The 10,630-nt window shown below is 43.1% G+C and carries 12 protein-coding genes; 1 reads left to right on the top strand and 11 read right to left on the bottom strand.

Going from position 1 to position 10,630, the window contains the following annotated elements; genetic code table 11:
* Nucleotides 1–115: 115 nt before the first annotated feature.
* The 5 genes from DB729_RS04405 to cdaA form a co-directional block, all read right to left on the bottom strand.
* Nucleotides 116–964 (bottom strand): DegV family protein, encoded by an 849-nt coding sequence (locus DB729_RS04405; protein ID WP_109290155.1) that lies wholly within the window; start codon nt 962–964, stop codon nt 116–118.
* A gap of 2 nt (nt 965–966) precedes the next feature.
* The gene (locus DB729_RS04400; RefSeq protein WP_001050092.1) at nt 967–1,341 is read right to left on the bottom strand and encodes a DUF1149 family protein; all 375 of its coding nucleotides are present in this window, start codon (nt 1,339–1,341) and stop codon (nt 967–969) included.
* A 73-nt stretch (nt 1,342–1,414) separates the two neighbouring features.
* Nucleotides 1,415–2,767, bottom strand: a complete 1,353-nt coding sequence (gene glmM / locus DB729_RS04395) for a phosphoglucosamine mutase (RefSeq protein WP_109290156.1) — start codon at nt 2,765–2,767, stop codon at nt 1,415–1,417.
* A 28-nt stretch (nt 2,768–2,795) separates the two neighbouring features.
* The gene (locus tag DB729_RS04390) at nt 2,796–3,578 is read right to left on the bottom strand and encodes a CdaR family protein (protein ID WP_001230922.1); all 783 of its coding nucleotides are present in this window, start codon (nt 3,576–3,578) and stop codon (nt 2,796–2,798) included.
* Entirely contained in the window at nt 3,565–4,422 is an 858-nt protein-coding gene (gene cdaA / locus DB729_RS04385) for a diadenylate cyclase CdaA (RefSeq protein ID WP_001011078.1), read from the bottom strand. The genes DB729_RS04390 and cdaA overlap by 14 nt, the downstream gene beginning before the upstream one ends.
* A gap of 136 nt (nt 4,423–4,558) precedes the next feature.
* Between cdaA and DB729_RS04380 the strand changes: the two genes are divergently transcribed.
* A complete protein-coding gene (locus DB729_RS04380; protein WP_109290157.1) occupies nt 4,559–5,527 on the top strand; it encodes an NAD(P)/FAD-dependent oxidoreductase in 969 nt (322 codons plus the stop codon).
* A gap of 32 nt (nt 5,528–5,559) precedes the next feature.
* Here the strand turns inward: DB729_RS04380 and whiA are convergent, their stop codons facing one another.
* From whiA to clpX, 6 genes are read right to left on the bottom strand one after another with little or no spacing between them, the layout of a single operon-like run.
* Nucleotides 5,560–6,471: a DNA-binding protein WhiA gene (gene whiA / locus DB729_RS04375; RefSeq protein ID WP_000011266.1), complete on the bottom strand. Its 912-nt coding sequence runs from the start codon at nt 6,469–6,471 to the stop codon at nt 5,560–5,562.
* Nucleotides 6,468–7,445, bottom strand: coding sequence for a YvcK family protein (locus tag DB729_RS04370; protein ID WP_109290158.1), 978 nt, complete (start codon nt 7,443–7,445; stop codon nt 6,468–6,470). Before DB729_RS04370 ends, whiA begins: the two co-directional genes overlap by 4 nt.
* A complete protein-coding gene (gene rapZ, locus DB729_RS04365) occupies nt 7,442–8,332 on the bottom strand; it encodes an RNase adapter RapZ (protein WP_000163039.1) in 891 nt (296 codons plus the stop codon). Before rapZ ends, DB729_RS04370 begins: the two co-directional genes overlap by 4 nt.
* Before the next feature lie 51 nt (nt 8,333–8,383).
* Nucleotides 8,384–8,764 (bottom strand): RidA family protein, encoded by a 381-nt coding sequence (locus DB729_RS04360; RefSeq protein WP_001140420.1) that lies wholly within the window; start codon nt 8,762–8,764, stop codon nt 8,384–8,386.
* A 9-nt stretch (nt 8,765–8,773) separates the two neighbouring features.
* The gene (yihA, locus tag DB729_RS04355) at nt 8,774–9,361 is read right to left on the bottom strand and encodes a ribosome biogenesis GTP-binding protein YihA/YsxC (protein ID WP_000422603.1); all 588 of its coding nucleotides are present in this window, start codon (nt 9,359–9,361) and stop codon (nt 8,774–8,776) included.
* A gap of 8 nt (nt 9,362–9,369) precedes the next feature.
* Nucleotides 9,370–10,602 (bottom strand): ATP-dependent Clp protease ATP-binding subunit ClpX, encoded by a 1,233-nt coding sequence (gene clpX, locus DB729_RS04350; protein ID WP_002874765.1) that lies wholly within the window; start codon nt 10,600–10,602, stop codon nt 9,370–9,372.
* Nucleotides 10,603–10,630: the final 28 nt, after the last annotated feature.

Raw genomic sequence — 10,630 nt, 5'->3', positions numbered from 1 at the left:
CCCATGAAAAATAGGGAATGGCGCTGACTTTCCATGAAAGGCAAGACAGGCATCTTTTTTCAAGAGGCAGGTAGGCCGTGTTCAATTGCTAAGATACAAAGCTTGTAAAAACAATTTAGACGATTGGTGTATAGCTCAAGGCGATACTACCTTCTCCAAGGTGGGTCCCAATGACACTACCAAAGGTTTCAATTGGAATTTCAGCAGTCACACCACTCTCCATCAAAAGCTGACGTAAATCCGCTGCCTTTTGAGGAGCGTTCCCATGGATGACTGTTATACGGTAGTTCCCATCTTTTGTCAACTCCTTGATGATTTCCACCAAACGTTTAATTGCTTTCTTTTCTGTACGAACTTTTTCGTAAACTTCAATCACACCTTGGTCATTGAAATAAAGAATAGGCTTGATACTGAGGAGATTCCCTAAGATGGCTGCCCCATTTGACAAACGTCCTCCTTTAACCAAGTGGTCGAGGTCATCTACTATGATAAAGGCTGAATTATCAGCAATTTGAATCCCCAACTTCTCCTGAATCTGGGCAAAATCATCGCCTTGTTCTGCCCATTCAAAGGCACTCTCTACCATAAATCCTAGAGGGGAACTTGTGATATGGGTATCTGGAAAGGCAATGGTCAAGTCATCATACTCATCCAACATGTATTGGATGTTCTGATAAAAGCCTGAAATTCCTGACGAAAGAAAGAGTCCCAAGACATGGGTATAGCCTTCATCTTTCAAGGAACTTAGAATCTCATCCAATTTGGCAATACTCGGTTGACTAGTTTTAGGCAATTCTGCAGACTGAGCCATTTTTTGATAAAATTCCTCAGCAGTTAGATTGACACCTTCAACATACTCCTCTCCATCAATATTGACAGGAATATCCAAGATAAAAAGATTCTCTCTTTGCAGCGTCTTCTCCTCTAAATAGGCTGAAGAATCTGTAATGACAGCTAATTTCATGACTAAAACTCCAAATTGATCCCTGGAAGATCCAAGGCGATTTCTGTTACTTCATACGTCAAACGATTGAGCATGTTCAAACATGGACGTGCCAAGGTTTCGACTTCTTCTTGGTTAAATTCGCTTGGTTCGTTGACAATACGACCTTCCACATGGTTAACTTGGGAAATCGTTCCGCTGATGACAAATTTGTCAAAGACAATCATGAAGCTCAAGATAACGACAAGCGAAGTCACTTGATTTTCTTGGTCATGTTGGAGCAACTGAAAGTTCACGTCTACCTTGGTTTCAGGAGCTCCATTTTCATTTTCCCATTCAAAGTTACGAGCATCAAAGTGATACTGGCTAACAAATTCTTGTTCTCGTTTAAGATTCATTTTTCTCTCCCATTGCTACAATTTACTATGCAATTGTACCACATTTTTATCATTTCATCTAGTTTTCTAGGCTTTAGTCAATTCCGATTTCATCTTTAACAACAGCAGCAATCGTATCTACGTAGTAGTTCACTTCTTCTGTTGTTGGCGCTTCTGCCATGACACGCAAGAGGGGTTCTGTTCCACTTGGGCGGACAAGGATACGACCGTTCCCTGCCATCTCTTCTTCCATCTTTTCGATGATTGTCTTGATGGCTGGTACTTCCATGGCTTTCTCTTTCATGGCATTTTCCACTCGGATATTGACCAGTTTTTGTGGGTAAATCGTCACTTCTGATGCTAGTTGAGACAAGCTCTTGCCTGTTTCTTTCATGATTTTAGTCAATTGAACAGCTGATAATTGACCATCACCAGTTGTATTGTAGTCCATCAAGATAACGTGACCAGACTGTTCACCACCAAGGTTGTAGCCTGATTTTCTCATTTCTTCAACGACATAGCGGTCTCCAACAGCAGTCACTGCCTTGTTAATACCTGCGCTGTCCAAGGCCTTATGAAACCCAAGGTTAGACATAACGGTTGTTACGATGGTGTTTTGAGCCAACTGTCCTTTTTCAGAAAGATATTTTCCGATGATGTACATGATCTTATCACCATCGACGATGTCGCCATTTTCATCGACAGCAATCAAGCGATCACTGTCTCCGTCAAAAGCCAAACCGATAGCTGATTGGCTTTCTTTGACTACTTCTTGAAGAGCTTCTGGGTGAGTTGAACCAACATTCAAGTTGATATTAAGACCATCTGGTGTCTCACCGATAACTGTCAACTGAGCACCAAGATCAGCGAAAATCTGGCGAGCACTTGTAGACGCTGCACCGTTCGCTGTGTCCAAGGACACTTTCATTCCCTCAAGAGGCGTTCCAGTTGAAACAAGGTAGCCTTCATACTTACGCAAACCTTCTGGATAGTCCACTAAGGTTCCCAAGCCTTCGGCACTTGGACGAGGAAGAGTGTCTTCGGTAGCATCTAGCAAGGCTTCAATTTCTGCCTCTTTTTCATCATCAAGTTTGAAACCATCCCCACCAAAGAACTTAATCCCATTATCGAGGGCTGGGTTGTGGCTGGCAGAAATCATAACACCTGCACTGGCTCCCTCAGTTTTGACCAAGTAAGCTACTGCTGGTGTTGCAAGGACACCAAGTTTGTAGACGTGAATCCCTACAGAGAGAAGACCTGCCACCAAGGCTGATTCTAACATTTCTCCTGAGATACGTGTATCACGTCCTACAAAGACTTTAGGGGCTTCTGTTTCGTGTTGGCTAAGAACATATCCACCAAAACGTCCCAGTTTAAAGGCTAATTCTGGTGTCAGTTCTACGTTTGCTTCTCCACGGACTCCATCGGTCCCAAAATATTTACCCATTTTATTTATCATCCTTTTCTATTATTTATTATTGTTTAGACGAATCTGATTTTGTTTCTGAACTCGTTGAAGACGAACTGCCTTCTGAGGAACTTGTTGACGAGTTACTTGAACTAGACGTTGCTGTTTTTGTTGTAATTTTCATAGTTGTGTCAAACGGCATAATGACGCTTGGTAAGACATTTCCATTTTTATCGACTGCTTGTAGAGGAACAGAGGACGAGTAGTTTCCAGTTATCCGTTCACTCGTCGGTAAGATAGCAATGACACGATCTACTTTGGAGAGGGTTTCCTCATCACTAATAACCGTTACTTTTTCATCTGATACAGTAACTGTATCGATTTTCACGCGAGAATCAATCTGACTAGGATCAATCTCCGGCACAACAATGACATTGTCTCGTTTTGCTTTTTTACCAACCTTCACTGTTATCTTTTGCGGTGTCGCAACAGCCGTCAAACCACTCGGTAAATTTTCAATAGTCAGAGGAACTTCGATGGTTCCTACACTAGCATCAGAAAGATCAGCCGTCACCTTAAATTTGCGGGTACTTTCCTGCATCTCACTCGCTAAAGCAACTCTGTTTGACCCTGTTAGAAAGACCGTCACCTCAGATGTAAAACCACTGATAAAATACTGATCACTGTCATACTGAATATCAATTGGGACATTAAGAACTGTGTTTGTATAAGTCTCCGTCCGCACCTGTCTGGCACTGTTGCTATTCTGATAGTTTGTCAAAGTTGCATAGATAAAGAGAATGCAGGCGAAAAAGAAGGAAGAAATGATGTATAGACTATTTTTTCTCATGTTTCAATCCTCCTAGCAAGCGCTCTTTCAGACCTTGCTTTTTCTCTGATTTTGGAAGTAAGATTCTTCTTAATTCAGATTCAAACTCTTCCAAGGTCAAATCGTGCTTAAAGACTCCATTATAGGTGATGGAGATTCCACCCGTTTCTTCCGAAACCACAAAGGTAAGAGCATCTGACACTTCCGACAAACCAATCGCCGCCCTGTGACGCGTTCCAAACTCCTTGGAAATCCCGGTATCTTCAGTCAAGGGTAGATAGGCTGAAGTTACAGCAATCCGGTCTTCCTTGATAATGACAGCACCATCATGCAAGGGAGTATTGGGAATGAAAATATTGATAAGCAATTCAGCCGAAATTTTAGCATCTAAAGGGATCCCTGTCGAGATATATTCCTGCAAGGTTCTCACTCTCTGAACCACTACAAGCGCCCCAATCTTACGAGGACTCATGTATTCAACTGATTTCACAAATGCACGAACCATCTGCTCTTCCGCACTAATAGGGGCATTGGAGAAGAAATCAGTAGCCCGGCCCAATCGTTCCAAACCAGTCCGAATCTCTGGTGAAAAGATAACCACCGCTGCAATCACCCCGTAGGTGATGATCTGATTGATTAACCAGGAAATAGTCGTTAAACCAATCATATTGGAAAGAATCTGGGCTAGAATAAAAACTAAGACCCCACGGACCAATATCATAATCTTGGTGCCTGCAATAGCTTTAGTAAAATGATATAAAATATAAGTCACAATGAGAATATCAATCAGATTGGTGACTATACTCCAAGGACTTGAAAACAAACTCGTCCAGTATTGTAAATTGGATAATTGTTGAAAATTCATCCTTGGCCTCCTCCCTGTCAAAACACTTTACTCATCATTATACCATTTTTTGCCCATTTTTTCCCTATCCTACCTCATTTTAAATTAAGCAAAAATATGATAAAATAAACTGACTAGAAAAAACAAAGGAGAAATCATGTCTCAACTCTATGATATTACCATTATAGGTGGCGGTCCTGTCGGGCTCTTTGCTGCCTTTTACGCTCACCTACGCCAAGCCAAAGTCCAAATCATCGACTCCCTTCCCCAGCTCGGTGGTCAACCAGCCATCCTCTACCCTGAAAAGCAAATCCTTGACGTGCCAGGTTTTCCAAACTTAACTGGGGAAGAGCTAACCAATCGCTTGATTGAACAGCTAAACGGCTTTGATACCCCTATCCATCTCAATGAAACCGTTCTTGAAATTAATAAACAAGATCAAGGATTTACCATTACAACCAACAAGGGAAGTCACCTGACTAAAACCGTTATCATTGCTATGGGTGGTGGCGCCTTCAAGCCACGTCCGCTCGAATTGGAGAACGTTGAAGACTATGAAAATATCCACTACCACGTTTCCAATATCCAACAATACGCTGGCAAGAAAGTAACCATCCTTGGTGGGGGAGACTCAGCTGTGGACTGGGCTCTAGCTTTTGAAAAGATTGCCCCAACTACTCTCGTTCACCGCAGAGATAATTTCCGCGCCTTGGAACATAGTGTGCAAGCCCTGCAAGAATCGTCTGTAACCATTAAAACACCGTTCGTCCCTAGCCAACTTCTCGGAGATGGAAAAACACTCGACAAACTAGAAATCACCAAAGTCAAATCAGATGAAGCCGAAACTATCGAAGTAGACCATCTCTTTGTCAACTATGGTTTTAAATCATCTGTCGGAAATCTTAAAAATTGGGGTCTAGACCTCAACCGTCACAAGATTATCGTCAATAGCAAGCAAGAATCTAGCCAAGCAGGTATCTATGCTATCGGCGACTGCTGCTACTATGAAGGAAAAATTGATTTGATTGCGACAGGACTAGGGGAAGCTCCAACAGCTGTTAACAATGCCATTAACTACATCGACCCTGACCAAAAAGTGCAACCAAAACACTCAACAAGTTTATAAGAAAAGAACCACGGATTGAACAATCCGTGGTTTTATAGTTCATCAGCAATCTTGTTTATTTTTCGGAGTCTGTGGTTGACGCCACTTTTGGTTAGGGGATTGCTCAGGCTATCTGCCAACTGCTGGATAGAGTAGTCTGGATGCTGGATTCGCAACTGAGCCACCTCTTGCAAATCCACAGGTAAATTTTCCAAACCCATTCTATCTTTGATTTTACTGATATTATTAATGGTCTTCATACTAGCAGAAACCGTCCGAGCGATATTGGCTGTTTCAGCGTTATTGGCTCGATTGAGATCGTTACGAGTTTCACGCAAAATCTTGACGCGCTCAAAATTATCACGCGCCTGCATGGCCCCAATCACAATCAAGAAATCCATAATGTCTTCTGCCCGCTGGAGATAGGTAACTGCACCTTTCTTTCGCTCAATAACCTTAGCGTCCAGCAAAAACTGCTGGAGGAGAGAGGCCAATCCTTGTGCATGGTCCAGATAAACGGAACTAATCTCCAACTGATACTTACCAGACTCCGGATCTCGGATGCTACCATTTGCCAGAAAGGCCCCACATAAGTAAGCACGACCAGCTTCTTCATCTGCTAAGATATCGGGATCAATACCCGTCTCCAAACCAAAGAAGGAATCCGCAAGCCGCAAATCAGCCAAAAGCTCCTGCACCCTCTCATCGGTATAGACCGTGTAGACACGATTCTTGCGAAGATTGCTTCTCTGATGGTGACGAATTTCTGACTTGATGTCATAAAAATGGAGAAAAGACTCATAAAGATGACGAGCTAACTTGGCATTTTCGGTCACGACGGACAAGGTCAGGCCTGAAGTAGAGAGACCGATACTGCCAGACATCTTGATGATGGCAGACAATTCATGACGACTGAGATGGTGTTGACCAAGAATTTCTTCTTTTACTGCAACTGTAAAACTCATTTTCTCACCTGTATGATGCGCATCAATTCGTCTACAATCAAATCGCCATCATGGAAGGCTCCTCCATTTTCCAAACGAAGGAAGTTGGATGAAATCACACGAGGAACCTGCTTGCAAAGACCAGCAAAATCATGCTCTACCTGAACCAAATATTCATCAAAACGGTTGGTATCCATGTATTCTCTAGGAACCTTCTCGATATTAACTAAGACCGTATCGATAAAAGGCCGACCTAAGTGTCGATGGAGGACTTCCACGTGGTCACTGTCTGAAAAGTACTCTGTTTCCCCACGCTGGGTCATGATATTGCAGACATAGGCGATCTCTGCCTTAGTCTCCAAGAGAGCCTGCCCAATCTCCTCAATGACAATATTGGGCAAAATCGATGTAAAGAGGGAACCAGGCCCCAAGACGATCATATCACTCTCGAGGATAGTATTGACCACTCGACGGCTGGCTTGGGGTATTTCATCATCCAAGGTATTGGTCACATAGACATGGTCGATCATACCTGGATGATCTGCAATGTGGCTCTCACCTGCCACCTCAGAACCATCTTTAAAGACTGCATGCAGTGTCAAAGGCTGATCGCTTGAGGGGTAGATTTTTCCTGTTGTGTGGAAAAAGAGACTTAGCAGCTGCATGGCATTATAAGTGGACCCTTGCATTTCAGAGAGCCCAGCTATGATGATATTCCCCAGTGGATGACCCGCAAAAGCTCCAGCCTCTTCTGAGAAACGGTACTGAAAAACCTTCTCATAAAACTTAGGCATATCCGACATGGCTACCAGAACATTGCGAAGATCACCTGGTGGTGTCAGCTGTTGGATATTCTTTCTTAGTTCACCAGAAGATCCACCATCATCAGCTACCGTTACGATGGCTGCGATATCAACATCCTTTTCTCGCAAGCTTTTCAAAATGACGGGGATACCAGTTCCTCCACCAATTACCGTTATCTTTGGTTTTCTCATGAACGGTTTACCGTTTCCTTTCTTCTGTCTTTGTCACGATGGCTTTCATTGACAGGCCAGTTTTTAGCAAGGTCCTCAGCGATTCGCTTAGCAAAGGCAACACTACGGTGCTGTCCACCTGTACATCCTACTGCAATGGTTAAAACAGACTTGCCTTCTTTTTTGTAACTTGGCAAAATGGGCTCAATCAAGGCGAGTAAGTGTTGATAAAAACTTTCAGACTCTTCATGATTCATCACATAGTCATAAACTGCTTGATCCTCACCTGTCTGATTGCGAAGTTCAGGGAGGTAGTATGGGTTTGGCAAGAAACGGACATCAAAGACCAAGTCTGCATCGATAGGGATACCATACTTGAATCCAAAAGACATGACTTCGATACGGAAAGACTGGGCCTGTTCTTGATCTGAAAATTGCTCTGCAATGGTTTTACGAAGCTCACGCGGAGTGAGTTCGGTCGTATCCACCACATTTTGGCTCATGTTTTTCAAAGGTGCCAAGAGTTCGCGTTCCAGCTTGATGCCATCTAAAATCCGACCATCTGCAGCTAGAGGGTGACTTCGTCTAGTTTCCTTATAGCGTGCCACCAATTCCTTATCTGCTGCGTCTAAAAAGAGAATTTTGAAGTCCAAATCGTCTTGGTTTTCCAATTCATCCAAAACAGCCTGAATCTCTGAAAAGAAAGAACGGCTCCGCATATCGACTACTAGGGCTAACTTATGGTCATCATCCTTGGTCTCAACCAACTGCAAAAACTTTGGCAAGAGGGCTGGTGGCATATTGTCAATAGTGAAATATCCCAAATCCTCGAAGGACTGAATGGCTACCGTTTTCCCTGCGCCACTCATCCCTGTCACAATCACCAGGTGAAGTTGTTTCTTTGTCATCTATCTCTCCTTATATCAAAAAAAGTTTGGCAGAGCCAAACTTCAACTAGCTTATCCAATCTCTGCAATCACTTCAATTTCGACTTTTACATCACGAGGAAGACGTGCAACCTCTACAGCTGAACGAGCTGGAAATTCCTCTTTAAAGGCAGTCTGGTAAACCTCGTTAAAAGGAACAAAGTCATTCATATCGCTCAAGAAGCAAGTTGTTTTGACAACATGGTCAAAGTCTGTTCCTGCTTCAGCCAAAATAGCACCGATATTTTTCAAGACTTGTTCTGTCTGTTCTTGGATCGTTTCTCCTACAATTTCTCCAGTTTCAGGAGATAGGGGAACTTGACCGCTAGCAAACAAAAGATTGCCAACGATTTTTCCTTGAACATATGGTCCGATAGCTTTTGGAGCTTTGTCTGTATGAATTGTTTTTGCCATTTCTTTCCCTCACAATTTTTCTAATATTGCATCCCAAGCCTGATCCATCCCTGTCTTGCTGACAGATGAAAAGAGGATGAAGTCGTCACTTGGGTCAAAGTTTAATTTCTTTTTGATTGCTGATTCGTGCTTGTTCCACTTACCGCGAGGAATCTTGTCCGCCTTGGTCGCAACGATGATAACCGGAATCTCATAATACTTGAGAAATTCGTACATCTGCACATCATCTGCTGACGGGTCATGACGAAAATCCACCAGACTGACCACGGCACGGAGATTTTCCCTAGTCGTCAGGTACTCCTCAATCATGCGCCCCCACTTTTCACGTTCCTTTTTGGAAACGCGGGCATAGCCATAACCTGGTACATCCACAAAACGCATCTTGTCATCAATATTAAAGAAGTTGAGCAGCTGGGTTTTACCAGGTTTCCCCGATGTACGAGCAAGATTTTTGCGGTTCAACATGGTGTTGATAAAGCTAGATTTACCAACATTTGAACGTCCTGCTAGAGCAATCTCTGGCAGTTCATCCTGCGGATAGTGGGATTTATTAGCCGCACTGAGCAAGATTTCAGCATTGTGTGTATTAAGTTCCATAGTCACCTCTAGGCTGTTTCTAGGATGGGTTTTTCCGTTCCATCGACAGCTTCTTTCGTGATGCGAACCAATTTCACATTTTCTTGACTTGGTACTTCAAACATAACATCTAGCATGGTTTCTTCAATGATTGAGCGAAGACCACGCGCACCAGTTTTACGTTCGATAGCCTTATTGGCGATTTCTTGAAGGGCTTCATCGTCAAATTCCAACTCAACATCATCATAAGAAAGCAAGGTTTGGTATTGTTTGACCAAGGCATTTCTTGGCTCTTTCAAGATGCGAACCAAGTCATCAACCGTCAATTGCTCAAGAGCTGCAAAGACAGGCAAGCGTCCAATCAACTCAGGGATAATACCAAATTTTTGAATGTCTTCTGCGATGATTTCTTGCATGTAGGAGCTATTTTCGTCAATCGCCTTGTTATTTTGGCCAAAACCGATGACTTTTTCTCCCAGACGTTGTTTCACAATTTCTTCGATGCCATCAAAAGCACCACCCACGATAAAGAGGATATTTTTAGTATCCACCTGAATCATCTCTTGTTGTGGATGTTTGCGTCCTCCTTGAGGTGGCACGCTAGCGACAGTTCCCTCGATAATCTTGAGAAGGGCTTGTTGTACCCCTTCGCCCGAAACGTCACGTGTGATAGACACATTCTCGCTCTTCTTGGCAATTTTGTCAATTTCATCCACGTAGATAATCCCACGTTCTGCACGTTCGATGTTAAAGTCAGCAGCCTGCAAAAGTTTGAGGAGGATATTTTCCACGTCCTCACCCACATAACCAGCCTCAGTCAGAGCTGTCGCATCTGCAATAGCGAAAGGCACGTTCAAGCTCTTAGCCAAGGTCTGAGCCAAGAAAGTTTTCCCTGAACCAGTTGGGCCAATCATCAGGATATTTGACTTCTGCAAATCCACATCTTCTGACTCTTCACGCGTATCGTGGAAATTGATGCGTTTATAGTGATTGTATACAGCCACTGCCAAGGCACGTTTGGCACGATCTTGACCAATCACATAGTGGTTCAAGATATTGAGGAGCTCGATTGGTTTTGGCACTTCAGACAAGTCTGCCAAAACTTCCTCGGCCAACTCCTCCCGAATGATTTCCTGGGCCAACTCCACACATTCATTACAGATAAAAGCGTTGTTCCCAGCGATTATTTTCTTTACTTCTTCTTGGCTTTTGCCACAAAATGAGCAATAAACCATCATATCATTTTTCCTATTTGTAGGCATGATTTCCTTCCATTCTAATTTATCATTC

This window comes from Streptococcus halitosis, assembly GCF_003143695.2.
GTDB classification, from domain to species: Bacteria; Bacillota; Bacilli; order Lactobacillales; family Streptococcaceae; genus Streptococcus; species Streptococcus halitosis.
Note: the sequence above shows the minus strand (reverse complement) of the source record. Positions and strands in the feature narration are given on the sequence as shown.